The organism is Bradyrhizobium sp. TM233, from assembly GCF_036247965.1.
Taxonomy (GTDB): Bacteria; Pseudomonadota; Alphaproteobacteria; order Rhizobiales; family Xanthobacteraceae; genus Bradyrhizobium; species Bradyrhizobium ottawaense.
This window is the reverse complement of sequence record NZ_BTIG01000007.1, coordinates 489,158-515,466: the sequence shown is the minus strand read 5'-3', so window position 1 is coordinate 515,466 and position 26,309 is coordinate 489,158. Positions and strand designations below refer to the sequence as shown.

The following is a 26,309-nucleotide window of genomic DNA, read 5'->3' as shown; positions in this document are numbered from 1 at the left end:
CTGTCAAAATGACCCGTCGGGCAAAACACCAGACCACCCGTCAACCCCTTCCGGCAAAAATATTCCGCTTTTCAGAATTTCGGATTTGTGGCATGTAGCGCTCATCCCGGCCCTGCCAGAGGGGCGCTTCGCGATCGTCACGAGATGCGGGCCGGGGTGCGGTGGACGCGGCAGCGCCGGCGCGGAAAGGCGATGACAGGGCGGGCAACCGTGAGTCATGCGCGACGCGACACGACACGGCGCCGTAACAGCGGCCGCGCTGGATATCGGGGGCGAGCACACGCGAGCGTCCGATGCTTTCGGCGAGGCCGTCCGCGGACGGAGAAGTCGTGTGGTCCTGACGCCCGCAGGCTGGCGTCAAGTCTTGCGGTGATGCCGCGGCCCGACCGGGTGCGCACATCGATCAGCCGCGAAGACGACGGGGGCAATAGTGCATCGCTCCCCGAGGAGAGCACGAAGGACACCGTTAAAACCATCCGCGCAGGGAAGGCCGGGCGACCGGCAGCACCTGTAGTCCACCCCGTGTGCGTTTTCGATGCACGCGGACCGCGGGTGCCGCCGGCGCCCGGCCTTCCCTGCGCCCTCTGGTCCAGTTGAGGGCGGCAACGATCAGCAAGACTCGGGCGAAATGCGCCGCGAGGTTGCGAAGGTGTGTCTGCGTGAAGAGTCGCCTGAGGCCATATGGATTTCGTCGCAAAGGTCTCGTGCCCCGGACGCTGCGCAGCGCCCCTGGGCGGTGCGCTGCAGAGCCGGGGCCCATGCATCGACACGGCACGCGGCTGCTGGGTCCCGGCTCTGCGCAGCAGCGCAAAGAGCGCTGCAGCGCGTCCGGGACACGGACCGCCGGCACAACGACCCACATAAAGAGAAGGCCCGGTCGCGATCGCGGCCGGGCCTTCGTGGTGAGAGTTGATTGCGTCCGCTTACGCCGCGGTCGAAGCCTTCTGCGCGGCCTTGGCCTGTGCAGCGTCGGCCTCGTCCTTGCGAATCTCCGACAGGCGCTTCTGCACTTCCGCCGAGAAGATGTACTGCGCCGGGCGCTGCTTGCTCATGTCGATCTCGGGCGCCATCGGACCGGAGGTCCTGATGCCGCGCAGCGACACCCACATCGCCTTGATCGGGTTGTTGAGCGCAGCGGTCGCCGCCGTCGGCTCGTAGCCGCAATGGGCCATACAGTCGGCGCACTTCTCGTAACGACCGGTGCCGTAGGTCTCCCAGTCGGTGGTCTCCATCAGCTCCTTGAAGGTTTTTGCGTAGCCTTCACCGAGCAGGTAGCAGGGCTTCTGCCAGCCGAAGATGTTGCGCGCGGGCATGCCCCACGGCGTGCACTCGTATTCCTGGTTGCCGGCGAGGAAGTCCAGGAACAGGCCGGAATGCATGAAGTTCCACTTCTTGCCCTTGCCCATCGCGAAGACGTCGCGGAACAGCTTCTTGGTCTTGGTGCGGTTGAGGAAGTGCTCCTGGTCCGGCGCGCGCTCATAGGCGTAGCCCGGCGACATCGAGACGCCGACACCGAGCTCGACGGTGAGGTCCAGGAATTTCGCGATCTCCTCGGCCGGATGGCCGTCGAAGATGGTGGCGTTGACGTTGACGGTGAAGCCGCGCGCCTTGGCCGCCTTGATCGCGGAGACGGCGCGGTCGAACACGCCCTTCTGCGACACCGCCTTGTCGTGGTGGTCCTTCAGGCCGTCGAGATGCACGGAGAAGAACAGGTAAGGGGAGGGCTCGAACAGATCGAGCTTCTTCTCGAGCAGCAGCGCGTTGGTGCAGAGCGAGACGAACTTCTTGCGCTCAACGAGGCCGCGCACGATCTCGCCGATCTCCTTGTGGATCAGCGGCTCGCCGCCGGGAATGGCGACCATCGGCGCGCCGCACTCGTCGGCCGCGTCCCAGCACTCCTGCGCCGTCATGCGGCGGTTGAGGATCGCATCGGGATAATCGATCTTGCCGCAGCCGACGCAGGCGAGGTTGCAACGAAACAGCGGCTCCAGCATCAGCACGAGCGGATAGCGTTTGCGGCCAAGCATTTTCTGCTTGAGCAGATAGGCGCCGATACGCATTTCCTTGAAGAAGGGGATAGCCATTACAAAGTTTCTTTCTGGGCTTGGAATTCGGGTGGGTCAGCTAGCAGCCAATTGGGCCGGAAGCCGGAATTCGATGTTTTCCTCGCGGCCCGGCAGTACCTGGACCTTGACCGGTCCGATCCGCCGCATCGCTTCGATCACGTCATCCACGAGTACCTCGGGCGCCGAAGCGCCGGCCGTGATGCCGACGGTCCTGGCATTCTTCAACCACTCCGGATTGAGCTCGCTGCCGTCGGCAATCAAATAACTCGCGACGCCGGCTTCGGTGCCGATTTCGCGAAGCCGGTTCGAATTCGAGCTATTGGCAGCGCCCACCACCAAGATCACGTCGACCAGCTTGCTCAAGTCCCTTACCGCAGATTGGCGGTTCTGTGTCGCATAGCAGATATCCCGGATATCCGGACCTTGAATATCTGTAAAGCGGGTCTGAAGGGCCGCGATGATATCCTTGGTGTCGTCGACCGACAGGGTGGTCTGGGTGATGTAGGCCACTGGCGTATCCGCCGGCAGCGTCAGGGCCGTAACCTCTTGAACGCTTTGGACAAGCAGCACGGGGGCGGGAACCTGGCCCATCGTGCCCTCGACCTCGGGGTGGCCGGCATGGCCGATCAGGATCAGCGTGCGGCCCCTGGTGATGTAGCGCTTCCCCTGATTGTGAACTTTCGTGACCAGCGGGCAGGTGGCATTGAGCACGGGAAGGTCGCGCGCGGCGGCCTCTTCCTCGACGCTGCGGGCGACGCCATGAGCGCTGAAGACCGTCACGGCCTTCGGCGGGACCTCGGACAGCTCCTCGACGAAGATTGCCCCTTTGTTCTTCAGGCTCTCGACGACGTATTTGTTGTGCACGATCTCATGGCGCACGTAGACGGGCGGGCCGTACTTCTCCAGCGCCCGTTCCACGATCTCGATCGCACGCACCACGCCCGCGCAAAAGCCGCGCGGCTGCGCCAGATAAACTTCCATTGGATGTCCATCACGCAAGTTGCACCAATCCGCTTCGCAAGTTCCCGTCGGCACCCCGATACTGACCAATGCGTTGCAATATCCGCACCATGGTTCGCGCACGCGGTAGCCACCCACCCCCGTCGGGGCTCCGGCGCATGGAGGCGCAATACTTTGTGTCAAAAAATCGGCGGTAAGGAAAGATCGAATGGACCCGGGTTCCCTGCCGGGCCAATTGCGCGGTATTATAGTAGGAACTTGGGAGTGCGCAAGTCAGCGACATCAGTGACCAGCCCTTCGTCACTTTCCCGCCTCAACTCCCCGTCTATACCGACCGCCCCGCATGATTTTGCCACGGTCTTCCGCCGTTTACCTCGAACCTTCTGGCGGCGAGTGCCACTCAAAACAGCAATAGGTTTCGCCCGGGAACTCCGATAAACAGCGGGCGTTTCCGGCAAGCTGTTAACCGCAGAAAGAAAAGAAGTGCTGCAAAGCGTAGTCGTTGCCATCGTCAGGGCCTGCACCCGGTTTGCCTCCCTCGTCGTCGTTCTCGGGCTCCTGCTGTCGGTGGGAGCGGGCTATTACGCTGTGCACCACTTCGCCATCAACACCGACATCAATTCGCTGATTTCCCAGAATCTCGACTGGCGCAAGCGTGACCAGCAGTTCGACAAAGCGTTCGATCAAAACGAGACGATCCTCGCTGTGGTCGAGGCCCGGACCCCCGAGATGACCAGCGCAGCGGCGGACGCGCTCTATGCCCGGCTGAAGGACGACAAGACCAACTTCCAGTCCCTGCAGCAACTCGGCAGCGGCGAGTTCTTCGAAAAGAACGGACTGCTGTTCCTGCCGACCGAAGAGGTCGGCAAGATCACCAGCCAGTTCGAATCTGCAGCGCCCCTGATCGAGATCATGGCTGGCGATCCCTCGATCCGCGGCCTGACCGGCGCGCTGGAGACGGGACTTGCGGGCGTCAAGCGTGGCCAGGTCAAGCTCGACAACACGGCGCGTCCGTTCAACCTGATCGCCCAGACGGTCGAGACCGTGCTCAACAAGGGCAATGCGAGCTTCTCCTGGCGCGAGCTCGTCAGCGACGAGCCGCTGAAGGATTCGGACAAGCGCGCCTTCATCGAGTTCAAGCCGATCCTCGACTACAACGCGCTGGAGCCCGGCAAGGATGCCACCGACGCGATCCGCAAGGCCGCGGCCGATCTCGATTTTCCGACCAAATACCAGGCGCGGGTGCGGCTGACCGGCCCAATCCCGATCGCCAACGAGGAATACGCCACGGTTCAGGAAGGCGCCGTCGTCAACGGCGTCGGCACGGTTCTGGTCGTGCTGCTCATCCTGTGGCTGGCGCTGCATTCGGCAAAGATCATCTTCGCGGTGTTCGTCAATCTCTTCGTCGGCCTCGCGCTGACGACCGCGGCCGGCCTGATGATGGTCGGATCGTTCAACCTGCTGTCGATCGCGTTCGCGGTGCTCTTCGTCGGCCTCGGCGTCGATTTCGGCATCCAGTACAGCGTCCGCTACCGCTCGGAGCGCTTCAAGCACAACGACCTTTCGGGCGCGCTGGTGCTGGCGGCGAAGCGCTCGGCGGTGCCGCTGTCGCTCGCGGCGATGGCGACCGCGGCCGGCTTCCTTTGCTTCATGCCGACCGACTACAAGGGCATCGCGGAGCTCGGCCAGATCGCCGGCGTCGGCATGCTGGTGGCGTTCCTCTCCTCGATCACCGTTCTGCCGGCCATGCTGAAGCTGCTGAACCCGCCCGGCGAGAAGGAGCCGGTCGGCTACGCCTTCCTGGCGCCGCTCGATCACTTTCTGGAGAAGCACCGTGTGCTCGTCGTGGGCGGCACGCTGCTGCTGGCGCTCGCCGGCCTGCCGCTGCTCTACTTCATGAAGTTCGACTTCAACCCGATGAACCTGCGCAACCCGAAGGCCGAATCGATCGCGACCTTCCTCGACCTGCGCAAGGACCCCAACACCGGCGCCAATGCCATCAACGTGATGACCACGTCCGAGGAGCAGGCAAGGCAGGTCGAGGCGAAGCTGGAGAAGGTGCCTGAGGTGCTGCGGGTGATGTCGCTCGATAGCTTCGTGCCCCAGGACCAGCCGCCGAAGCTGAAGCTGATCGCGCAGGGCGCCAAGGTGCTGAACCCCGCACTCAATCCCGACCAGATCGATGCGGCACCGACCGACAAGGAAAACGTCGAGGCGCTGAAATCCTCGGTCGACAATCTGCGCCGGACCGCGGGCGATGCGAAGGGGCCGGGCGCGATCGCCTCGCGCCGTCTGGCGGACTCGCTCGAAAAGCTCGCCAATGGCGACGAGGCCACGCGCAACAAGGCGCAGGACGTGTTCGTCACGCCGATGAAGATCGTGTTCGACCAGCTCAGGAACGCGATGCAGGCCGGGCCCGTCACCCTGAGCTCACTGCCATCGGATCTCGTCAGCGCCTGGAAGAGCAAGGACGGCATCATCCGCGTCGAGGCGCTGCCCAAGGGCGATCCCAACGACAATGACACGCTGCGCAAATTTGCGGCGGCGGTGCTCGTCGCCGAGCCGACCGCGATCGGCGGGCCGGTCTCGATCCTGAAATCCGGCGACACCGTGGTGCGGGCGTTCATCCACGCCGGCATCTACGCGCTGCTGGTGATCGGCCTCTTGCTGTGGATCACGCTGCGCCGCTTCGTCGACGTGCTGATGACGCTGGTGCCGCTCCTGGTTGCCGGCGCGGTGACGCTCGAGATCTGCGTGTTGATCGGCCTGCCGCTCAACTTCGCCAACATCGTCGCGTTTCCGCTGCTGCTCGGCGTCGGCGTCGCCTTCAAGATCTACTATGTCGTGGCCTGGCGCTCGGGCAGGACAAACCTGCTCCAGACCAGCCTGACACGCGCGATCTTTTTCAGCGCGCTGACGACGGCGACCGCGTTCGGCAGCCTGTGGCTGTCGAGCCATCCCGGCACGTCCAGCATGGGCAAGCTGCTGGCACTCTCGCTGGTGACGACGCTTGCCGCGGTGCTGCTGTTCCAGCCGGCCCTAATGGGCAAACCCCGCAATCTCAGGGAGTAGGCAGATGTCGCCGACCGGGTCGGCGGCCGCTTTCTGACCCGGCTTTGCGGGGGCGGCGGCGCTCTTCGGGGCCCCCGCCACCGGAGCAGGCGCCGCTGCAGCGCCCATCGTGCCCTGGGCCTTCGGCGCCGCGCCGGTGGACTTGGGCGCGCCCTTGGCCATGGCATTGGCGGTGCTCGAGGGGATCGGCGGTCCGACTCGCGTCCAGGTCTCGCCGCCGCAGAGGAAGCCCATCACGCAGCCCTTGATTTCGAGCTGGTCGGCACCGGCCGGCGTGATGGTCGCGCTATAGAGCTGGCCGTCCTTGGCGTTGTAGACCTGCCCTTCCCACTGATCGGCGCCGGGCTTCTTCTTCATGTCGATCAGCGTCGCCATGCCCAGCGTCGGCCTGGTCTTTTTCGAGGCATCCGGATTGTTCTCGTCGCGGCCGCCGGGCTGCTTTTCCCAGGAAACGGCGCCCCACATGCTGCCATTGCATTGGGCGACGCGAATGTTGGCGACGCCATCGGCAACCCGCCAGTCGCCGGTGGGATCGGCGGCGAGCGCCGGGGTCAGGCAGGTGAAACCGCCAGCCAGTATTAGTCCGGTGTAAAGGGCTAAACGCATGATAGTTCCTTGGCAGTGCAACATGGGCTAAAGCTGTGCTTGCGAAGATGGTCCGAAAAAGGGCAAAAGGCCGCACAGACCGTTTTCAGTAGCGGTCCCTTTTCAGTTGACGAGACGGCCCTCAACCGAAGTATGTAACGGATGCACAGCCCAAATCCAGACATGTCTCAGCTTTTCGCGGACCGTCAGGCCCAGCGCAGCACCCTGCATAATCGGTATCTGAACGAGCAGTTCGTCCGGGTTCTGAAGACCATCGGCTACGATGTCGGCTTCCAGAGGGGGCAAGGGCAGTATCTCTACGATCGCGACGGCGCGCGCTATCTCGACCTGCTGTCCGGCTTTGGCGTGTTTGCGATCGGGCGCAATCATCCGGTCATGCGCGACGCGCTCAAGAGCGTGCTCGATGCCGATTTGCCCAATCTCGTCCAGTTCGACGTCTCCGTGCTCGCCGGCGTGCTCGCGGAGCGGCTGCTGAAATATGTCCCTTATCTGGACAAGGCGTTCTTCGCCAATTCCGGCGCCGAATGCGTCGAAGCCGCGATCAAGTTCGCGCGCGGCGCTACCGGCCGCCCGGGCATCGTCTACTGCGCCCACGGCTATCACGGCCTGACCTATGGCGCGCTGTCGCTGACGGGTGATTCGAACTTCCGCACCGGCTTCGAGCCGCTGCTGCCGGGCTGCACCTCGATCCCGTTCAACGATCTGGCCGCGCTGGAAAAGGCGCTGGCCTCGCGCGAGGTCGCAGCCTTCGTCGTCGAGCCGATCCAGGGCAAGGGCGTCAACATGCCCACCGACGAGTTCCTGCCGGGCGCGGCCGCGCTCTGCAAGAAATACGGCACGCTGTTCGTCGCCGACGAAATCCAGACCGGCATGGGCCGCACCGGCCGTTTCCTCGCGGTCGAGCACTGGAACGTCGAGCCCGACATGGTGCTGCTGTCGAAGTCGCTGTCGGGCGGTCACGTGCCTGTCGGCGCGGTGCTGACGCGCAAGGCCATCTTCGACAAGATCTTCAATCAGATGGACCGCGCGGTGGTGCACGGCTCCACCTTCTCCAAGAACGACCTCGCGATGGCCGCGGGCATCGCTACGCTGGACGTGATGGAGTCCGAGAAGCTGATCGAGTCTGCGGCCAAGCGCGGCGCCGAGCTGCGCCTCGCACTGACGCGCATGGTGCCCGGCTATGAGCTGATGAAGGAAGTGCGCGGCAAGGGTCTGATGATCGGCGTCGAGTTCGGCCCGCCGAAATCGCTGCGGCTGCGCGCCTCCTGGAACGTGCTGGAGGCCGCCAACAAGGGCCTGTTCTGCCAGCTCATCACCGTGCCGCTGTTCAAGGATCACAAGATCCTGACCCAAGTCGCCGGTCACGGCAGCCACACCATCAAGCTGCTGCCGCCTCTCACCATCACCGAGGAAGACTGCAGCTGGATCGAAAAGGCGTTCGACGACGTCATCGCCGGCAGCCACAAGGTCCCCGGCGCGATCTGGTCGCTCGGCAAGACGCTGGTGGACAACGCGGTGCGACGGTCGGCGTAAGGCCATGCCCTAGCCCGGATGAAGCGAAGCAGAATCCGGGATTCTCAAAGCAGGCGAGACCGGTCTCGATTGCGCTGCGCTCGATCCGGGGGCTGCGCGTCATCGGCTCAGTGAGCAAAGACCGTATTGAACATCGGTAAGACGTCGCCGTTCTTTTCGACCGCGAGAATGGCGCGGCGTTGCGTTGCATAGACGACCGGGATGTCCATCCAGGCTCTGCTTCGGACCAGAAGCGAATTGTTGGAAGCGTCCTGCGGCACGGCCGACAGGCCGATCAGGAAATGCGTGTCGTCGACCTTTACCGACAACGCTGCAAGGGGCGCACCCTTGGCCTGCTCGTTGGCCTTCATCAGAAGGCCCATAACCTGTTTGATCTTGCCAGCCGAGAAATCCGGCCCGACTTCGATCTGGACCGTATGGGTGGCGGGCAAGGCGGGGTCGAAATTTCGTCGGATCGAGAGCGTCATTCGCAGGTTTCGCGACGGTATCTCGACGGTGCCGCGTATCGTGACGTCGCCTGATGGAGCGGAGGGATCGGTGGTCGGTTCTATCCGCCAAGTGATCTGTCCCTCTGCACGATTGCCCTTGGGATTGCTCAGGTCCTCCTCGTAGAGGACGGCTCGCATCGTGGTGGCGAGCCCGTCGCGGGCTGCTGCCGGCCCGGGAGCGGCGATTGTCCAGACGAGGGCTGCGGCAAGAAAGAGAGAGCGCATCATAGCGCTGAATTAGCAGCGCTCCTCTGGTGTCGCAATCAAAAGTTGTGATGCCGCCTCACGAGCAAATGCAGCTACCCCTCCACGTTCGACTTCATCGCCGCCTCGAACTTGTCGACGAACTCGGCGAGCTCGTCGGCGCCGACGTCGCTGACGGCCCAGAAGTTCAGGCCGCGATTGCCCCAGCGGCGGCAGTTGAAGCCCTGCATGGTCTGGGTCTTCGGCGGCTGGTGCTCGGTGCTCGATGTCTGTGCCACGAACAGGTTGATGACGTGCTGGCGACGCTTGTAGACGACGGCGCCGATGGCGCGGGCGTCGATATAGTCGAGCCGGCCTCCGACCAGCGTAAAACCCTGCGCGGTGAGGTCGATCACGGGCGGGGCGACGTCGAGCTTGCCGTTGAACCACGGCTTGACGGTGTGCTGGTCGGTCGAGACCACGTCGGTGAGGTGGCCGGCCTGCAGCGAGCGCAGATGCGCGGAGACGACCTCCGAGAGGATGCGCTGCTGGTCGTCCTGGCGCAGCACGATGGCGACAATTCCGGTTGCCGCGAGCGCGGAGACCGCCGAGCCCATCGCAAAGCCGCGCAGCACGGAGCGGCGGCTCGGCTGGGGCTGCGGCTTCGGCAGCGAGGCCTCGATCTTGTTGCGCAGGCTGGCGGGCGCGACGTAGCGCAAATTGGTGTCGGCAAGCACGCGCTGCATTTCGCGCTGTGCGGCCAATTCCGCAGCGCACCCGGGGCAGCCCGCGATATGGGCTTCGACCTCGCGCGCATGGCCGGCGTCGAGCTCGCCGTCCAGCAGCGCGTGAAGCATGATCCTTGCTTCGTCGCAGGTCATTTCGCTTGCTCCTCTTCCGCCGTCCAGGCCGCGCGCAGCAGGGCACGGGCGCGAGCGAGGCGGGACATCACGGTGCCGATGGGCGCGCCGACGGCTTCTGCGATTTCACGATAGGACAGGTTGTTGATCTCGCGCAGCACGAAGGTTTCCTTGAACGGTTCGGCGAGCGCCTCGATCAGCTTGCGGATGGCGCCGGCATCGCGGCTGCGCAGCACTTCGGTCTCCGGGCTCGCCTCGCTTTCCTGCCAGATCGGCGTCTGCTCGGCGGCGCCGGGCGTATCCTCGAACGCGCTGGGCCTGTGCGCACGACGGGCGTATTCTGCGTTGCAGACATTGCGCAGGATCGCGAACAGCCATGGCTTCATCGCCGGCCCGCGATAGCTGTCGAAGTGCTTCAGCGCGCGCAGATAGCACTCCTGCACCGCATCTTCCGCGTCGGAGGCGTCGCGCAGCAGATAGCGCGCGAGCGTGTAGACGTCGTCGAGATGGGGCAGCGCCGCTTCGCGAAAACGCCGGGCCTTGTCTGGATCGTCGCTTGTCGGTGGCATCGCCGCTCGCTTTGCCGTTTCGCCTGATGTCGCCGGAGACGCAGGAGCCCGGCCGGCGTGGGACCACCGGCCGGGCAAGACGTTGATGCCTTGGTTGGAGACGTTACTCAACCTTGATCATCCCCGTCATGTGCGGGTGCAGCGAACAAAAATATTTGTAGTCGCCCGCGTTGGTGAAGGTGAACGAGAACTTGTCGTCGGTGTCCAGGGTCTTGGACCTGAACTTGCCGGCCGACACGATGGTGTGCGGAATGTCGTCCCGGTTGGTCCAGGTCACGGTGGTGCCGGTCTTGATCTTGAGCTCGGCCGGCTGGAACACGAAATTGTCGATATGAATGTCCATGTCGTCGGCACGCGCACTTGTTGCGGGCAGCAGGATGGCCGCGGCCAAAGCGAGACCGAGGTCGACACCGAAGTCGCGGCGGTTGAGTGTCTTCATTGTCAGCTTCCACCCTAGCTCTGGAGCGGCGTGTCGATGATCGCGAGCCGCTGCTCGTTCTGCTTGAAGTTGATGCTGGCAACGCCGAGCATCGACCGCAGTTTTGTGTCCTCAACCTTCATCGGTCCGGGCGAGGGGGCAGCTCCCGGCGCTGGCTGCGGAAAGGCGGTCGAGCGCGCGGTGTGGAAGGTGACGTTACCCTCGACCTTCTGCATCACCTGGTGGATGTGGCCGTTCAGCACAGTAACCGAACCGAAGCCTTTCACCTGCTCCAGCGCGCGGCCGCCGTCTTCGGTGCCCCAGCCCCATTCCGGATAGACGGTCCAGAGCGGGATGTGCGCGAACAGTACGATCGGCGTCGATTTCGACTTGCCGCGCAGATCGTCCTGGAGCCAGGCGAGCTGCTCGGCGCCGAGATTGCCAAGGCCGCCAGCCTTGAGGTCGACGACGTTGACGAGGCCGATGAAGTGCACGCCGCCGGCATCGAACGAGTACCAGCCCTGGCCCTTGGTGCCGCGTCCGTAACGCTCGCGATAAAATTTCACCTCCTCGTCGAGGAAGTCATGTTCGCCCGGCACGTAGTGCACGTCGAGCTTGCTCTGCGAGATGATGCGCTCGGCATTGTCGAACTCGGCGGCCTTGGACAAATGCGTGATGTCGCCTGTGTGGATCATGAAGGACGGTTTGGTCGGCATCGCGTTGATCTTGCCCACGGCCTCCTCCAGCGTGCCGAGCGCATTGGGATTGGCCGGCTTGTCGAAGCCGACATGGCTGTCGCTGATCTGGAGGAAGCTCATGCCAGGCGTCGCCGCAGTCGCGGCCTGCGCGGAATCGATGATGCCGAGCGAGCGCGGCACGCCGCCGGTGACCGTCCAGAGCACCCCGGTGCCGGCCCAGGTCATGCATTCCAACACCTTGCGGCGGCTGACGCCGTCGCCGCCATGATCGTGTCCGCTCATCGCGTATCTCCGCTTCGCCCGGAATTGGGCTTCGGAGAGGTGATTGGGGGAGGAGGGGACTTATTCGCGGGAGGTGATGACGATTTCGTGAGGTGGCGCGGTCTCGTGTCCCGGACGCAACGCAGCACCTCTTGGTGATGCGTTGCAGAGCCGGGACCCAGAAGGCTGCGCGGCGCGCGGTGAGATGGGCCCCGGCTCTGCTGCGCACCACTTCGTGCTGCGCCGCGTCCGGGGCACGAGACTACTTTGCGAACTCCCTCACGGCCTCCGCCACGGCTGCCGGCACTTCCTGCGCGACACAATGCCCGGCGTCCTCGAACACCATCGTGCTGACCTTCGGGATCAGCGACACCGCGCGCGCCGCCATCTCCCAATAGATCGGGCCTGACTTCGCGGCGGTCGTGACGCGCACGGGACAGTCGATCTCGGCGAGCCCTGCAAACGGATTGCCGCGGGCATCGCCGACGTAAACCTGCTCCATCGCTTCGTAGATCGGACGCAGGATCGCCGACTCGATCTCCGGCGTGCAGCAAAGCCGCACCCGGCCATCGTCAAGCGTCGTGAAGCCATGGCGCACATACGCCTGCAGTGAGGTCTCGGTCCAATCCGCAAAGGACGGCGCGGCGCGGTAGCGCGCGAACACGGCGTCGGCACTCTCGAACTCAGCGCGCCGGCGCAAGGTGCCTTGGACACGGGCGACGGATTCGTCGTTCAATCGCCCGGTACGCGCGGCACGCGGGTCCATCACCGTCGGCTCCATCACGAACAGCCGCGTGAAATGTCCGGGCAAGAGCTTTGCCGCGAGCAGGAGATCGGTCGCGCCCGCACTGTGGCCGATGCCGTAGACGTCTCGCAGGCCGATCGCATCGACCACCCGGCAAACATCCTCCGCATAGTCCAGGAAATGATAGGCGCTGGGCTTGTGGCTGGCGCCGTGGCCGCGGCGGTCGAGCGCATAGACCGTATGGGTCGATGCAAGCTCGCGCGCGACCTCGTCCCAGACGTCGGCGACGAAGCCGGTGCCATGAACGAGGAGGGCAGGCGGCTTGCCGCTTTCGCCCCATTGCAACATGGCGATCGCTGCGTCGGCGGGGCCGATTGAAAAGCGGTGAGGATTGATCATGGCGACAGGATGCTACTTCGCATCCTCCAAAATCATCGCCGCGCCCTTCTCGGCGATCATCGCGGTCGGCGTATTGGTGTTGCCCGACGTGATCGTCGGCATGATTGATGCGTCGATGACACGCAAGCCTTCGAGCCCGTAGAAGCGCAGCCGCTCGTCCACCACCGCCATCGGATCGCTCACCGCGCCCATCTTGGCGGTGCCGACGGGATGGAAGATCGTCGTGCCGATGTCGCCGGCAGCCTTTGCGAGCGAGGCGTCGTCGTCACCGACGGTGGGGCCGGGCAGATATTCGCTCGGACGGTATTTGGCGAGCGCCTTCTGCTGCATCAGGCGTCGCGTGGTGCGGATGGCATCGGCGCCGACCTGGCGGTCGTCATCGGTCGAGAGGTAATTCGGCGCGATGATCGGCTTCTCGTCCGGGCTCGCCGAACGCAGCCGCACGGTGCCGCGCGAGGTCGGCTGGAGATTGCAGGCGCTGACCGTAATGGCGGGGAAGCGGTGCAGGGGATCGCCGAACTTGTCGAGCGACAGCGGCTGCACATGGAACTGGATGTTGGCGCGTGCGCGCGTCGCATCCGAGCGCGTGAAGATGCCGAGCTGCGACGGCGCCATGGTCAGGGGACCGCGGCGGCGGAAGGCGTAGTCGAGCCCCATCAGGCCGCGGCGGAACAGATTGTAATAGGTCTCGTTCAGCGTGCGCACGCCCTCGACCTTGTAGATCGCGCGCTGCTGCAGATGGTCCTGCAGATTGCGCCCCACACCGGGCTTGTCCATGACGATGTCGATGCCGAGCGGCGACAGCCAGTCGGCAGGCCCAATGCCGGAACGGTGCAGCACCTGCACCGAGCCGATCGAGCCGGCCGACAGGATCACTTCGCGTCTCGCACGCGCTTCGATCATCTCGCCGTTCTGGATGAAGCGCACGCCGACGGCGCGGCCCTGCTCGATGATGACGCGGTCGACCAGTACATGCTTCTCGAGGCGCAGGTTCGGGCGGTTCAGCGCCGGCTTGAGGAAGCCGCGTGCCGACGACCAGCGCCGGCCGCGCTTCTGGTTGACGTGGAAATAGCTGGTGCCTTCGTTGTCGCCGGTGTTGAAATCGGGGATGCGCTTGATGCCCATCTCCTCGGCGGCATCGCCGACGGCATCGAGAACGTCCCATGACAGCCGCGGCGCCTCGATGCGCCAGCCGCCCCCGGCGCCGTGATGCTCACTCGCCCCCAGGAAGTGATCCTCGATCCGCCGAAACAGCGGCAGCACATCGTCATAGCCCCAGCCGGTCATGCCCAGCTGGCGCCAGTGATCATAGTCGGCGGCCTGGCCGCGCATCGAGATCATGGCGTTGATCGCCGAGCAGCCGCCGATGACCTTGCCGCGGGGATAGGCGAGCGAACGGCCGTTCAGGCCGGGCTCGGCCTCGGTCTTGAACATCCAGTCCGAGCGCGGATTGCCGATCGCGAAGAGATAGCCGACCGGGATGTGGAACCAGATCCAGTTGTCGTCGCCGCCGGCTTCGAGGACGAGCACGCGATTGCCGGAATCCGCCGACAGGCGGTTGGCGACGATGCAGCCCGCCGTACCTGCCCCGACGACAATGTAGTCAAATTCACCTTCGAGCCGTCTCGGCATTCTGCTTCCACCCAACCGGCGTCATGCCCGGGCTTGTCCCGGGCATCCACGCACTTTCTATCCTAATAGTCAGACGTGGATGGCCAAGACAAGCTGGCGCCAAGCCCGGCCATGACGAGAGGACAGGGCTAGGCCTCGGCCCGCGGCAGTTGGGTGGACTGGCGCTTGCATGGTAGACAGTCCTGCATTTTCAACAAAGCTCGAGACCCTCCATGCCCATCGTGAACCGCGTCGCCGACCTCCAACCCGATATTCAGGCCTGGCGCCGGGACATCCACGAGCATCCTGAGTTGCTGTACGACGTTCATCGCACTGCAGCATTCGTGGCGGACCGGCTGCGCGAGTTCGGCTGCGATGAGGTCGTCACCGGGCTCGGCCAGACCGGCGTGGTCGGCGTGATCAAGGGCAGCAAGCCGGCTGGCGAGGGACTCAAGGTGATCGGCCTGCGCGCCGACATGGATGCGCTGCCCGTCGAGGAGCAGACCAACCTGCCATACGCCTCCAAGACTCCGGGCAAGATGCACGCCTGCGGCCATGACGGACACACCGCGATGCTGCTCGGGGCCGCCCGCTACCTCGCCGAAACCCGTAATTTCGCCGGCGATGCGATCGTGATCTTCCAGCCCGCCGAGGAGGGCGGCGCCGGCGGCGCGGCCATGGTCAAGGACGGCCTGATGGAGCGCTTCGGCATCGAGCAGGTCTACGGCATGCACAACGGCCCGGGCATCCCGATCGGCTCGTTCGCGATCCGGCCGGGTCCGATCATGGCGGCGACCGACGAGGTCGACATCATGATCGAGGGCCTCGGCGGCCACGCCGCGCGTCCGCACAAATGCGTCGATTCCGTGCTGGTCGGCGCGCAGGTGATCACCGCGCTGCAGTCGATCGTCGCGCGCAGCGTCGACCCCCTGGAATCGGCCGTGATCTCGATCTGCGAATTCCACGCCGGCAACGCCCGCAACGTCATTCCGCAGACGGCGACGCTGAAGGGCACCATCCGCACGCTCTCGCCCGAGGTGCGCAAACTGGTCGAGAAGCGCGTGCACGAGGTGGTGGCCGGAGTCGCTCAGATCACCGGCGCGAAGATCGACCTGCGCTATCACCGCAATTACCCCGTCGTGAACAACCACGCCGCGGAGACCGAGGTTGCGCGCCGCATTGCAAAGCAGGTTGCTGGCGATGCCAATGTGCACGAAATGCCGCCGCTGATGGGCGGCGAGGATTTCGCCTACATGCTGGAAGCGCGCCCCGGCGCCTTCATCTTCTGCGGCAACGGCGACAGCGCCGGCCTGCATCACCCCGCCTATAATTTCAACGACGAGGCGATCGTGTTCGGCACGTCGTACTGGGTAAAGCTGGTCGAGGAATCGCTCGCAGCGTCGTGAGGCCAAGCCAGAAGCACAAATGAAAAGGGCCCGTGCATCGCACGGGCCCTTTGTCTTTGAGGGAATGATGGCTCAGAACATCCGCGAGAAGATCACGTAGAGCGTGGCCGACAGCATGATCGCGCAGGGCAGCGTCAGCACCCAGGCCATCAACAGGTTGCGGATGGTCGCCATTTGCAGGCCCGAGCCGTTCGCGGCCATGGTGCCGGCGACGCCCGACGACAGCACATGCGTGGTCGAAACCGGCAGGCCGAACACGTCGGCGGCGCCGATCGTAGCGGCGGCCACCAGCTCGGCCGAGGCGCCTTGTGCGTAGGTCAAATGGCTCTTGCCGATCTTCTCACCGACCGTGATCACGATACGCTTCCAGCCGATCATGGTGCCGAGGCCGAGCGCGATGGCAACCGCGACCTTCACCCAGGTCGGGATGAACTTCGTGGCGCTGTCGAGCCCGCCCTTGTAGGCATTCAAGGTCGCGACCTCTTCCTTGTTGAGGTCGTTTTCCTTGTCCTTCATCAGGAAGCGGATCGCCTCCGAGGTCAGGTACATGTCGTTACGGGTGTTGCCGACCACTTCCGCCGGCACCTTGTTGAGCGAGCCGTATTTCGCGACCTGGTCGCCGACATCCTTCACCAGCACCGACAGCGAGGGGTAGGTGCCTTCGCTGATGTGGTGCGAGGTGATGTACTGGGTCACCGCAGGACGGGGATCGCCGATGATGCTGTGGCCGGCGCCCTTGGCTGCGATCACCTTGGAGGCGGCATCGGAGACCTTCTGGAATTGGGCGACCTGGGATTCCGGCAGTGCGCGGTTGAGCGCGTAGGCGGTCGGCACGGTACCGATCAGGATCAGCATGATCAGGCCCATGCCCTTCTGGCCGTCGTTCGAACCGTGCGCGAAGCTGACGCCGGTGCAGGTCGCGATCAGCAGCCCGCGGATCCAGAGCGGCGGCGCCTTGTTGCCTTCGGGCGCAGCATACAGGGCCGGGTTGCGCACGATGAACTTGAGCAGCAGCAGCAGCGTCGCGGCGCAGATGAAGCCGAACAGCGGCGACAGCAGCAGCGCGTAGCCGATCTCGGTCGCCTTGGTCCAGTCCACGCCCGAGGTGCCGTCACGGCCGCGCATGACGGCGTTGGCGACGCCGACGCCGATGATCGAGCCGATCAGCGTGTGCGAGGAGGAGGCGGGCAGGCCGAAGAACCAGGTGCCGAGATTCCAAAGGATCGCGGCGATCAGCAGCGCGAACACCATCGCGAAGCCGGCGCTGGAGCCGACCTGCAGGATCAGCTCCACCGGCAGCAGCGAGACGATGCCGAAGGCGACCGCGCCGGAGGACATGAGCACGCCGAGGAAGTTGAAAAAGCCCGACCACATCACCGCGACTTCGGCCGGCAGCGAATGGGTGTAGATCACGGTCGCCACCGCGTTGGCGGTGTCGTGGAAGCCGTTGACGAATTCGAAGCCGAGCGCGATCAGGAGCGCGACGAACAACAGCATGTAGGGCAGGTAGCTCGTCACGCGCGCGCCGGTCGCGTTGACGTCGACATAGATGCTGTAGGCGACGAAAAGCAGGCCCGCGGCGAGGATGCCGAAGAACAGGATCATCGTCAGCGGATTGAAGCCCTTGTCGAGATTTGGCCGCGAGGCCGGCTGGATCGGCGCGGGATCGGCTACCGCGCCGTCGAATGCAACATCGGTCATGTCTGGACGCCCCTTAACTTTGAAGTAAGGGTATTGTCCGCGATGGATTTGAAGGCTGGATGACAAGCGGCGGTTGAAAGGCGTTTTCCTGCCAGTATTTAGGCGGCCCGCGCGGCTTTCTTCTGCAAGCCGGCAGCGATCTTCAAATCTTCGACAAAGCGCTGATATTCCAGCACCTTGGCTTCCGGATCGGGCAGCCGCAGCAGATAGGATGGGTGCACCGTCACCAAAGCCTTGCGTCCGTCGGGAAGGTCGATGAGCCGGCCGCGGGTCTTGCCGATGGGAGTGATCTTGCCGAACACGCTTTGCGCGGCGGTGGCGCCCATCGCCACGATCAGATCGGGCTGGATTGCCAAGACTTCCCGTTCGAACCATTGCCGGCACGCTTTGATCTCCGGCGTATTCGGCTTCTGGTGCAGGCGGATCTTTCCGCGCGGCACGAATTTGAAGTGCTTCACCGCGTTGGTGACATAGACCTTCTTGCGGTCGACGCCGGCTTCCTCCAGCGCGCGGTCCAGCATCTGGCCGGCGGGGCCGACGAAGGGATGGCCGGCGAGGTCTTCCTTGTCGCCGGGCTGCTCGCCGACCAGCATGATGTTGGCGGATCTCGGGCCCTCGCCGAACACGGTCTGGGTCGCGTCCTTGTAGAGATGGCAGGCGCGGCAATGCGCGGCCTCCTCGCGGAGCGCTTCGAGATCGTCGGCAGCTGGCTTGCGTTTCATCGGAGCCTCCGGCCGCTTCTGAGGCTTGTGCGGATCGGTTGCGGCATTGGCGATCATGGCGCCGGTCATGCGTTCGGCGTCCTCGATCAAGGGCTTAATGATCGAGGCCTCGGGCAGGTTCCTCCAATATTTCTTCGGCATCTCGGCCTGCATCGCCTTCACCTTGAGCCGGGCCGGATTGAAGATGCTGGCGTAATAGCGCCGCCAGGTTTCCTCCAGCCGGTCTTCGCCCGGTGCTTCGCTCTTGCTGACGCCTGGCGTGAACGCGAGCGCGTGGCCGTCCCAATGCGCGCAGAGGTCCGGCGTCAGGATCGACCATGGCATGTCGGCAAAGCGTTTTGCGAAGAATGGGGCGGCGAGCTCGACGATGTGATGCTCCGGCTCGAACCAGGCGACGTAATGCGCCTCGCGTTCCCTACCGACCTCGCGGAAGCGGACGAAGGCGTGCATCTTGTGCTCGTCGCGATGGACAGCGCGGGCCATCGCAATGATTTGCGCGACGTCAGGGTCGGTTGCGACCTCGATGAGGTCGTGATTGTCCTTCAACCGCCAGAGCAAGCGATAGAGGATCGCAAAGCGCTGGATATCGCGGTGCAGGATTGCGGCCTGGGCGAGCTCGACGAATTTGCCTGATACGTTGAAGGTGCCCTCGTTCACCTCGAGGATCGGAGACGGCGCGGACGGTGCGAACAACTCCGCCTCGCCGCCCTGCACGGTCCAGGTGACATCGGTGGGCTGCACATGATGAAGCACGAGGCTGCGCGCGGCTTTGCGCCAGCCGTCGAAATCGGTTTCATGATCGAGGGTGATGTACTGCATCAGAAGCCAAACCCCAATTGCGTTGCCTTCGGCTTGAAGCGTTCGATCAGCCCGGCCGCATCGAGGCGATGCGGTGAGGGGCGGTGGTCGCTGAGGACGATGAACGGCAGCGCCTTGTTGCGGGGTACGTGCAGCCGCGCCAGATCAGAGAGGCGGATCGTGGTGGTGCGCCGCGTTGCGATGATGCGCTCGACCGCCTTGGTGCCGAAGCCCGGCACGCGCAGCAGCTCCTCGCGGCTGGCGCGGTTGACGTCGAGCGGGAAGCGGTCGCGATGGCGCAGCGCCCAGGCGAGTTTCGGATCGATGTCGAGCGGCAGCATCGCGCTGTCGTCGACGATCTCCGCAACGTCGAAACCGTAGAATCGCATCAGCCAGTCGGCCTGGTAGAGCCGGTGCTCGCGCAGCAGCGGCGGCTGCACCAGAGGCAAAGAGCGGCTCGCATCTGGGATCGGGCTGAAGGCGGAGTAATAGACGCGCCGCAGGCGGTAGGCGCCGTAGAGATTGGCGCTGGTGTGGAGAATGGTGTGGTCGGAGGCAGCATCAGCACCGACGATCATCTGCGTGCTTTGGCCCGCCGGCGCGAAGCGCTGCGGCTTTGCCCTGGTCTTCGCGCTGCGGCCTTCCTCGGCCTCGTCCAGCTTCAGCCGCAGCCGGCCCATGGTGCGGCGGATCGCGCGCACGTCCTTCTCCGGCGCGAATTGCTGCAGGCTCGTCTCCTCGGGCATCTCGATGTTGATGGAGAGACGATCGGCGTATTTGCCGGCTTCCGCGATCAGCGCATCGTCGGCCTCGGGAATGGTCTTGAGATGAATATAGCCGCGGAAGTGATGCTCCTCGCGCAGCTTTCGCGCGACGCTCACCACCTGCTCCATGGTGTAGTCGGGGCTGCGGATGATGCCGGAGGAGAGAAACAGTCCCTCGATGTAGTTGCGCCGGTAGAAGTCGAGCGTGAGCTTCACCACCTCGTCGACGGTGAAGCGGGCGCGCGGCACGTTGGAGGAGGCGCGGTTGACGCAATAGAGGCAATCGTAATTGCAGGCGTTGGTCAGCAGCACCTTGAGCAGTGAGATGCAGCGTCCATCCGGCGCGTAGGAATGGCAGATGCCCATCCCGGGCGCGGTCGAGCCCATGCCCTTGCCGTCGCTGGAATCCCGCTTCTCCGTGCCGCTGGAGGCGCAGGACGCGTCGTATTTGGCGGCGTCCGCCAGGATTTCCAGTTTGCGTTGTACGTCCATCTTGGAATCCCTTTGATTCAGCTCATGAATCCAGTTGCGCGCCAATTCGATTGACTCTCCGCGCGCCGTTAGCTTTATATTAGAACATATCATGAACAAATGAGCCAGCCGCTGGTTCTCTTTTTGAGAGCCATCGGCAATCACCCCTGAAGGAGCGGCGACATGAGCGGCGCACGCATCAGCGCGCTTGCGACCTTGCGCGGCCAGATCGAGCGCATCGAGACGGCGGCGGTCGTGCATCCGCACGATCGCGTCGCGCTCGGTCACAGCGAAGCCGACGACGCGCTGAAGGGCGGGCTCGCGCGCGCGGCGATCCACGAGGTGTTTTGCGCTGGGTCTCAGGGGACGGCCGCGACCGGCTTCGTCATGGGGCTTGCCGGGCGCGTCTCGGCGCAGCGGCCGCTGCTGTGGGTGCGGCAGGATTTTTCAGTGATAGAGGCAGGCGCGCTGTCGATGAGCGGGCTCGCCGAGCTCGGCCTCGATCCGCGCCGCGTGGTGATGGTGCGCGCCGCCGATGTCGAGAGCGCGCTGCGCACCTCGGCTGATGCGCTTGCCTGCGATGCGCTGGGCGCCGTCGTGCTCGAGCTCTGGGGCGAGACCAGGCAGTTCGATCTCGTGGCGAGCCGCAAGCTGACGCTGGCCGCGCAAGGCTCCGGCGTCACCGGCCTGATGCTGCGGATGGCGGCGCAGCCGCTGCCTTCGACGGCGGAGACACGGTGGATGCTGCGCGCCGCGCATTCACCACCGGGGCCGGCATGGAGTGCCTGGGGCGCGCCGCGCTTCGATGCCGAGTTGTTACGCAATCGTCATGGCCCGTGCGGCCGGTGGATCATGGAATGGAAGTGTGATGAGTGCCAGTTCAGTGAACCGTCGACGTATTCTCAGCCTGTGGCTGCCACGCCTGCCCATCGACCGGATCCAGCGGTTCTTTGGCAGCGCCGGGCTGGGTAAAACCAATAATGAGCCGAGCATCGTCGTCATCAAGGAGAACAATGCGCTGGTGATCCATGCGCTGGACGAGGCCGCCGAGCGCCTCGGCCTGTACATAGGCCAGCCCCTGGCCAATGCGCGGGCGATGTGCCCGGACTTGAAAGTCTTCGACGCCGATGTCGTGGCCGATGCGAAGACGCTCAGCGACATCGCCGACTGGTGCGACCGCTTCACGCCGCTGGTGGCGCTCGATCCGCCGCACGGGCTGTTCCTGGACATCACCGGCTGCGCGCATCTGTTCGGCGGCGAAGCTGCGCTGCTAACGACGCTGGTTCGTGCGCTCGCCCGCCAGGGCTTTGCCGTCGGCGCGGCGATCGCCGGCACCTCGGTCTGCGCGCGCACGCTGACGCGGCAGGCCTCGGGCAGCATCGTTGCCGATGGCGGGGAGGCGGCGGCGATCAGCCAATTTCCGGTGTCCGCGCTCGGTGCGGGCGAAGCCATCACCACCGGCCTGCGCCGCGCCGGCCTCAAGACCATCGGCGACGTCGCCGCGCGCTCACCGAGCGAGATCACGGCGCGGTTCGGAGCGCGGTTCTCCACGCTGCTCGCGCATGCGCTGGGGCAGGGCGATGCGCCGATCAATCCGCGCAAGCCGTTGCCCGATTACATCGTCGAGAAGCGTTTCGCCGAGCCGATCGCGACCGACACCATGATCGCCATGACGTTGTCGCGGCTCGCCGATACGCTGATTGCCTCCATGGAGAAGCAGGGCAAGGGCGCCCGCCGGCTGGAAGCCGCGTTTTTCCGCACCGACGGCGTGGTGCGCGCGATCATGGTCGAGACCGGGCGGCCGGTGACGCGAAGCGCCGTGATCGACCGGCTGTTTCGCGAGCGCCTCGATGCGCTCGCCGATCCCCTCGATCCCGGTTTCGGCTTCGACATGGTGCGCCTGTCGGCGAGCCGCACCGAGATCGTGGTGCAGGAGCAGCGCGATCTCGACGCCCATGTCCACGACAATGACGAGCTTGCCGCCCTGATCGACCGCATCGCCGCGCGCATCGGCGGAAAGCGCGTCGTCGTGCACCTGCCTGAGGATACTCATATCCCCGAATGCGCCGTGCTGGCCGCCCCGGCGCAGCATCATCTCGCCGCCGCCCTGCAGGCCGAATGGCCGGCGCGGACCAAAAGCGAGCCGCCGCTGCGCCCCCTAAGGCTATTCGACAAGCCGGAACTGGTCACGGTACCGTTCGCGACCGTGCCGGACGGTCCGCCGCATCAATTCACCTGGCGGCGCGCGAAGCATGCGGTGGTGCGGGTCGAAGGGCCCGAGCGCATCGCCATGGAATGGTGGCGGCAGGACGGCAGGCAACTGACGCGGGATTATTTCCGCATTGAGGACGCCGAAGGCCTGCGGTTCTGGATCTTTCGCGACGGGCTCTACGACGAGCTGATTGACGATGCGGGCGAGTCCATTCCCGCGAAATGGTATGTCCACGGTCTCTTCGCATGAACACGCCCGCTTATGCCGAGATCGGCATCACCACCAATTTCTCCTTCCTGCGCGGCGGCTCGGATCCGCGCGCCTATGTGCATCAGGCGAGCAGGCTCGGCATTCCCGCGATCGGCATCGCCGACCACAACACGCTCGCCGGCGTGGTGCGGGCCTGGAATGAGCTCGACAATGACAAGGTGCTGCACAAGCCGAAACTGCTGATCGGTGCGCGTATCGTTTTCATCGACGGCACGCCTGACATTCTGGTCTATCCGCGCGACCGCGCCGCTTATGGCCGGCTCTGTCAGCTCCTCACCCGGGGCAAGCGCGGCGACGACATCACGCGGATCGAGAAGGGCGAATGCCGTCTCACCTTCGCCGATCTCCTCGAATTCTCGGAAGGCCAGCTCCTGGTCCTGACGCTGCCGTATCGTTTCGAGCCGGCGCAGGCGCTGGATGTGCTTTCAAAGCTCAGGGCAAGCCGCGCCGAGGGCGTATGGCTGGCGGCGAGCCTGATCTATCGTGGCGACGACCGGCGCCGGCTGGCACAGCTGGATGATCTCGCAGCCAAAGCAAAAGTGCCGCTGCTCGCGACCAACGAGGTGCTCTATCACGATCCCGGCCGCCGTCCGCTTCAGGATGTGCTGACCTGCATTCGGGAAAAGACCACGATCGAGGCGGTCGGAAAGAAGCTGGAAGCCAATGCCGAGCGGTTTCTGAAAACACCGCGAGAAATGGCGCGGCTGTTCCGCGACTTCCCCGGGGCAATCGCGGAAACCATGCGGTTTGCCGATCGCATCGAATTTACGCTCGACCAGCTCAAATACCAGTATCCGGATGAGCCGGTGCCGCCGGGCAAGACCGCGCAAGGGCATCTGGAGGATTTGACCTGGGCGGGCGTCGACAAATATTTTGGTGGCATCGAGAACATTGACGCAAAGCTGCGCGCGACGCTCAAGAAAGAGCTCGCGCTGATCGCCGAGCTGAAATACGCGCATTACTTCCTCACCGTGCACGACATCGTGCACTACGCGCGCAGCCAGAACATCCTGTGCCAGGGGCGTGGGTCGGCGGCGAACTCGGCCGTGTGCTACGTGCTCGGCATCACCTCGGTCGACCCGACCAAGGTCGATCTGTTGTTCGAGCGCTTCATCTCCAAGGAGCGGCTGGAGCCGCCCGACATCGACGTCGATTTCGAGCATTCGCGGCGCGAGGAGGTGATGCAATATGTCTATCGCCGCTACGGCCGCCATCGCGCCGCGATCATCGCCACCGTCATCCACTATCGCCCGCGCAGCGCTATCCGCGACGTCGGCAAGGCGCTGGGCCTGACCGAGGACGTCACCGCCGCGCTGGCCGACACCGTCTGGGGCAGCTGGGGCAAGGGCCTCAACGACATGCAGGTCAGGCAGGCCGGGCTCGATCCCAACAATCCCATGATCAACCTCGCGGTCGAGCTTGCGGCCGAGCTGATCGAATTCCCGCGCCATCTCTCCCAGCATGTCGGCGGCTATGTGCTGACGCAAGACCGGCTCGACACCTATGTCCCCATCGGCAACGCCGCGATGGACGACCGCACTTTTATTGAATGGGACAAGGACGACGTCGACGCGCTCAACATGATGAAGGTCGACGTGCTGGCGCTGGGCATGCTGACCTGCATCCGCAAATGTTTTGATCTGATTGCAGACCACAAGGGGAAACGTTACGAGCTTGCGGATATCAAGTCGAAAGATGACGACGAAGTTTATCAGATGCTGCAGCGAGGAGAATCGCTCGGCGTGTTCCAGGTCGAGAGCCGCGCGCAGATGAACATGCTGCCGCGCCTGAAGCCGCGGACCTTCTACGACCTCGTCATCGAAGTCGCGATCGTGCGCCCCGGGCCGATCCAGGGCGACATGGTGCATCCGTATCTGCGGCGGCGGAATGGTGAGGAGAAGGAAAATTATCCGGCTCCGTCGCCTGAGTTTGGAGAGCCGGACGAACTCTATAAGGTGCTGCACAAGACATTGGGTGTGCCCCTGTTCCAGGAGCAGGCCATGCGGATTGCGATCGTGGCCGCAGGGTTTACTTCGGAAGAGGCCAACGGATTACGGCGCGCCATGGCAACGTTCCGCAACGTCGGGACCATAGGCAATTTCGAAGACAAGATGACCGGCAACATGATCCGCCGGGGCTACGATCCTCAATTCGCAAGAAATTGCTTCGAGCAGATCAAGGGGTTTGGCTCTTACGGCTTCCCCGAGAGCCATGCCGCGAGTTTTGCGCAGCTCGTCTACATCTCGTCATGGCTGAAGCACTATCACCCGGATGCCTTCTGCTGCGGCCTCCTGAACTCGCAGCCGATGGGCTTTTATGCGCCCGCACAGATCGTCAGCGACGCCCGCAAGAACGGCGTCGAGGTCCGCGACATCGACGTGTCCTACAGTTTTGCGCAAAACACGCTGGAGGAGGGTAGCGGAAAATACTGCGCGGTGCGCCTCGGCTTCCGCCAGATCGACGGCTTTCATTGGCTCGATCCCGATGAGGAGGCCCTCAAGAAGGAGCAGACGAAGCGGCAAGGCAAAGTATACGTCACTCAGGAAGACTGGGCGGACCGCATCGTCAATGCCCGGAACCGACGTTCCTTCACCTCGCTCGAAGATTTTGCCCGCGACACCGGCCTGCCCAAGCGCGCGCTGATCCTGCTGGCGGATGCCGACGCGTTCCGCTCGCTCGGGCTCGACCGCCGCGAGGCGCTGTGGCAGGTGCGGCGGCTGCCCGACGACGTCGCTCTGCCGCTGTTCGAGGCGGCGACCGCGCGCGAGCAGCCGGACGAGCAAGCACAGCCGCTGCCTGTGATGCCGCGCGCCGAGCAGGTGGTCGCGGACTACCAGACCATCCGGCTATCGCTGAAAGGGCACCCGATGGAATTCCTGCGCGATATGTTTTCGCGCGAGCGCGTCGTCCCCTGCAAGGATGTCAGTCACGAGAACGAGCGCCGCCGTGTCCGCTGCGCCGGCGTGGTGCTGGTGCGGCAACGGCCGGGCAGTGCCAGCGGCGTCGTGTTCATGACGCTGGAGGACGAAACCGGCATCGCCAATGTCGTGGTGTGGCCAAAAATCATGGAGCAGTACCGCAAAGAGGTGATGGGTGCGCGCCTCATCGAGGTTCACGGCTATATCCAGAGCAGCCCCGAGAAGGTGACGCATCTCATCGCCCAGCGCATGATCGACCGCTCGCACGATCTTGTCGGCCTCGCCAACGACGCGCTGAGCCGCAAGCATCCGGTGCCATCTGGCGCCACGGTGATCGAGCCGCTCAACGAAGACCCCCGCGCGCTTGCGGACATGCCGGCGCAAAAAATCCGCCACCCCCGCAACGTCCGCATCCTGCCGCCATCGCGGGATTTTCATTGAAGGTGTAGTGCAACGGTCTATTTATCACCGTCACCCTGAGGTGGCCGCTTCTTCAGCGGCCCTCGAAGGGCGACGGCCCGGCTGCCAGCTTGGCCGTTCATCCTTCGAGGCTCGACTTGCGATGCATCCGCATCGCA

19 protein-coding genes are annotated in these 26,309 nt (G+C 64.5%); 6 read left to right on the top strand and 13 right to left on the bottom strand.

The window, feature by feature from the left end:
• Positions 1-923 precede the first annotated feature (923 nt).
• Together hpnH and ispH are read right to left on the bottom strand one after the other, a co-directional pair.
• Positions 924-2,084 (bottom strand): adenosyl-hopene transferase HpnH, encoded by a 1,161-nt coding sequence (gene hpnH / locus AABA86_RS17020; RefSeq protein WP_212251355.1) that lies wholly within the window; start codon positions 2,082-2,084, stop codon positions 924-926.
• A 36-nt stretch (positions 2,085-2,120) separates the two neighbouring features.
• A complete protein-coding gene (ispH, locus tag AABA86_RS17015) occupies positions 2,121-3,047 on the bottom strand; it encodes a 4-hydroxy-3-methylbut-2-enyl diphosphate reductase (RefSeq protein WP_028143209.1) in 927 nt (308 codons plus the stop codon).
• 462 nt (positions 3,048-3,509) lie between these two features.
• Here ispH and AABA86_RS17010 point away from each other — a divergent pair, with 462 nt between their 5' ends.
• Complete coding sequence (locus AABA86_RS17010) at positions 3,510-6,098, top strand: MMPL family transporter (protein WP_338307603.1); 2,589 nt, start codon at positions 3,510-3,512, stop codon at positions 6,096-6,098.
• On the opposite strand, the gene AABA86_RS17005 is transcribed toward AABA86_RS17010, so the two are convergent.
• A complete protein-coding gene (locus AABA86_RS17005) occupies positions 6,066-6,704 on the bottom strand; it encodes a DUF2147 domain-containing protein (protein ID WP_212251357.1) in 639 nt (212 codons plus the stop codon). The two genes, AABA86_RS17010 and AABA86_RS17005, sit on opposite strands and share 33 nt — an antisense overlap.
• Before the next feature lie 141 nt (positions 6,705-6,845).
• Between AABA86_RS17005 and hpnO the strand changes: the two genes are divergently transcribed.
• Positions 6,846-8,237: an aminobacteriohopanetriol synthase HpnO gene (gene hpnO, locus AABA86_RS17000; protein WP_212251358.1), complete on the top strand. Its 1,392-nt coding sequence runs from the start codon at positions 6,846-6,848 to the stop codon at positions 8,235-8,237.
• Positions 8,238-8,344: 107 nt separating this feature from the next.
• On the opposite strand, the gene AABA86_RS16995 is transcribed toward hpnO, so the two are convergent.
• The 7 genes from AABA86_RS16995 to AABA86_RS16965 form a co-directional block, all read right to left on the bottom strand.
• On the bottom strand, positions 8,345-8,953 hold the full coding sequence (locus AABA86_RS16995; protein ID WP_338307602.1) for a hypothetical protein: 609 nt from the start codon (positions 8,951-8,953) through the stop codon (positions 8,345-8,347).
• 71 nt (positions 8,954-9,024) lie between these two features.
• A complete protein-coding gene (locus AABA86_RS16990) occupies positions 9,025-9,789 on the bottom strand; it encodes an anti-sigma factor family protein (protein ID WP_338307601.1) in 765 nt (254 codons plus the stop codon).
• Positions 9,786-10,337 carry a sigma-70 family RNA polymerase sigma factor gene (locus tag AABA86_RS16985; RefSeq protein ID WP_028143205.1) on the bottom strand — a complete coding sequence of 184 codons (552 nt, stop codon included), beginning with the start codon at positions 10,335-10,337 and terminating at the stop codon, positions 9,786-9,788. Before AABA86_RS16985 ends, AABA86_RS16990 begins: the two co-directional genes overlap by 4 nt.
• A gap of 103 nt (positions 10,338-10,440) precedes the next feature.
• Positions 10,441-10,776 carry a cupredoxin domain-containing protein gene (locus tag AABA86_RS16980; protein ID WP_212251364.1) on the bottom strand — a complete coding sequence of 112 codons (336 nt, stop codon included), beginning with the start codon at positions 10,774-10,776 and terminating at the stop codon, positions 10,441-10,443.
• 14 nt (positions 10,777-10,790) lie between these two features.
• Positions 10,791-11,735 (bottom strand): metallophosphoesterase family protein, encoded by a 945-nt coding sequence (locus tag AABA86_RS16975; protein ID WP_338307600.1) that lies wholly within the window; start codon positions 11,733-11,735, stop codon positions 10,791-10,793.
• 241 nt (positions 11,736-11,976) lie between these two features.
• On the bottom strand, positions 11,977-12,858 hold the full coding sequence (locus AABA86_RS16970; RefSeq protein ID WP_338307599.1) for an alpha/beta fold hydrolase: 882 nt from the start codon (positions 12,856-12,858) through the stop codon (positions 11,977-11,979).
• A 12-nt stretch (positions 12,859-12,870) separates the two neighbouring features.
• Positions 12,871-14,490, bottom strand: coding sequence for a GMC family oxidoreductase (locus AABA86_RS16965; protein WP_212251371.1), 1,620 nt, complete (start codon positions 14,488-14,490; stop codon positions 12,871-12,873).
• A 212-nt stretch (positions 14,491-14,702) separates the two neighbouring features.
• Here AABA86_RS16965 and AABA86_RS16960 point away from each other — a divergent pair, with 212 nt between their 5' ends.
• A complete protein-coding gene (locus AABA86_RS16960) occupies positions 14,703-15,875 on the top strand; it encodes a M20 aminoacylase family protein (RefSeq protein WP_338307598.1) in 1,173 nt (390 codons plus the stop codon).
• Positions 15,876-15,947: 72 nt separating this feature from the next.
• On the opposite strand, the gene AABA86_RS16955 is transcribed toward AABA86_RS16960, so the two are convergent.
• The 3 genes from AABA86_RS16955 to AABA86_RS16945 form a co-directional block, all read right to left on the bottom strand.
• Positions 15,948-17,576 carry an inorganic phosphate transporter gene (locus AABA86_RS16955; protein ID WP_338307597.1) on the bottom strand — a complete coding sequence of 543 codons (1,629 nt, stop codon included), beginning with the start codon at positions 17,574-17,576 and terminating at the stop codon, positions 15,948-15,950.
• 98 nt (positions 17,577-17,674) lie between these two features.
• Positions 17,675-19,117, bottom strand: a complete 1,443-nt coding sequence (locus tag AABA86_RS16950) for a UdgX family uracil-DNA binding protein (protein WP_338307596.1) — start codon at positions 19,115-19,117, stop codon at positions 17,675-17,677.
• Positions 19,117-20,352, bottom strand: coding sequence for a putative DNA modification/repair radical SAM protein (locus AABA86_RS16945; protein ID WP_338307595.1), 1,236 nt, complete (start codon positions 20,350-20,352; stop codon positions 19,117-19,119). Before AABA86_RS16945 ends, AABA86_RS16950 begins: the two co-directional genes overlap by 1 nt.
• A gap of 162 nt (positions 20,353-20,514) precedes the next feature.
• Between AABA86_RS16945 and AABA86_RS16940 the strand changes: the two genes are divergently transcribed.
• From AABA86_RS16940 to AABA86_RS16930, 3 genes are read left to right on the top strand one after another with little or no spacing between them, the layout of a single operon-like run.
• Positions 20,515-21,303, top strand: coding sequence for an ImuA family protein (locus tag AABA86_RS16940; protein WP_338307594.1), 789 nt, complete (start codon positions 20,515-20,517; stop codon positions 21,301-21,303).
• Positions 21,200-22,792, top strand: coding sequence for a Y-family DNA polymerase (locus AABA86_RS16935; protein ID WP_338307593.1), 1,593 nt, complete (start codon positions 21,200-21,202; stop codon positions 22,790-22,792). Before AABA86_RS16940 ends, AABA86_RS16935 begins: the two co-directional genes overlap by 104 nt.
• Positions 22,789-26,172, top strand: coding sequence for an error-prone DNA polymerase (locus AABA86_RS16930; protein ID WP_338307592.1), 3,384 nt, complete (start codon positions 22,789-22,791; stop codon positions 26,170-26,172). The genes AABA86_RS16935 and AABA86_RS16930 overlap by 4 nt, the downstream gene beginning before the upstream one ends.
• The last annotated feature ends 137 nt before the right edge of the window (positions 26,173-26,309 follow it).

What these genes read in the sequence shown, in the direction of transcription:
- AABA86_RS16935 (WP_338307593.1), top strand. Translation starts at nt 21,200, where the DNA reads ATGAGTGCCAGTTCAGTGAACCGTCGACGTATTCTCAGCCTGTGGCTG.
- AABA86_RS16950 (WP_338307596.1), bottom strand. Translation starts at nt 19,117, where the DNA reads ATGCAGTACATCACCCTCGATCATGAAACCGATTTCGACGGCTGGCGC.
- AABA86_RS16945 (WP_338307595.1), bottom strand. Translation starts at nt 20,352, where the DNA reads ATGGACGTACAACGCAAACTGGAAATCCTGGCGGACGCCGCCAAATAC.
- AABA86_RS16955 (WP_338307597.1), bottom strand. Translation starts at nt 17,576, where the DNA reads ATGACCGATGTTGCATTCGACGGCGCGGTAGCCGATCCCGCGCCGATC.
- AABA86_RS16990 (WP_338307601.1), bottom strand. Translation starts at nt 9,789, where the DNA reads ATGACCTGCGACGAAGCAAGGATCATGCTTCACGCGCTGCTGGACGGC.
- AABA86_RS16995 (WP_338307602.1), bottom strand. Translation starts at nt 8,953, where the DNA reads ATGATGCGCTCTCTCTTTCTTGCCGCAGCCCTCGTCTGGACAATCGCC.
- hpnO (WP_212251358.1), top strand. Translation starts at nt 6,846, where the DNA reads ATGCACAGCCCAAATCCAGACATGTCTCAGCTTTTCGCGGACCGTCAG.
- ispH (WP_028143209.1), bottom strand. Translation starts at nt 3,047, where the DNA reads ATGGAAGTTTATCTGGCGCAGCCGCGCGGCTTTTGCGCGGGCGTGGTG.
- AABA86_RS16960 (WP_338307598.1), top strand. Translation starts at nt 14,703, where the DNA reads ATGCCCATCGTGAACCGCGTCGCCGACCTCCAACCCGATATTCAGGCC.
- AABA86_RS16980 (WP_212251364.1), bottom strand. Translation starts at nt 10,776, where the DNA reads ATGAAGACACTCAACCGCCGCGACTTCGGTGTCGACCTCGGTCTCGCT.
- hpnH (WP_212251355.1), bottom strand. Translation starts at nt 2,084, where the DNA reads ATGGCTATCCCCTTCTTCAAGGAAATGCGTATCGGCGCCTATCTGCTC.
- AABA86_RS16965 (WP_212251371.1), bottom strand. Translation starts at nt 14,490, where the DNA reads ATGCCGAGACGGCTCGAAGGTGAATTTGACTACATTGTCGTCGGGGCA.
- AABA86_RS16975 (WP_338307600.1), bottom strand. Translation starts at nt 11,735, where the DNA reads ATGAGCGGACACGATCATGGCGGCGACGGCGTCAGCCGCCGCAAGGTG.
- AABA86_RS16940 (WP_338307594.1), top strand. Translation starts at nt 20,515, where the DNA reads ATGAGCGGCGCACGCATCAGCGCGCTTGCGACCTTGCGCGGCCAGATC.
- AABA86_RS16930 (WP_338307592.1), top strand. Translation starts at nt 22,789, where the DNA reads ATGAACACGCCCGCTTATGCCGAGATCGGCATCACCACCAATTTCTCC.
- AABA86_RS17005 (WP_212251357.1), bottom strand. Translation starts at nt 6,704, where the DNA reads ATGCGTTTAGCCCTTTACACCGGACTAATACTGGCTGGCGGTTTCACC.
- AABA86_RS16985 (WP_028143205.1), bottom strand. Translation starts at nt 10,337, where the DNA reads ATGCCACCGACAAGCGACGATCCAGACAAGGCCCGGCGTTTTCGCGAA.
- AABA86_RS16970 (WP_338307599.1), bottom strand. Translation starts at nt 12,858, where the DNA reads ATGATCAATCCTCACCGCTTTTCAATCGGCCCCGCCGACGCAGCGATC.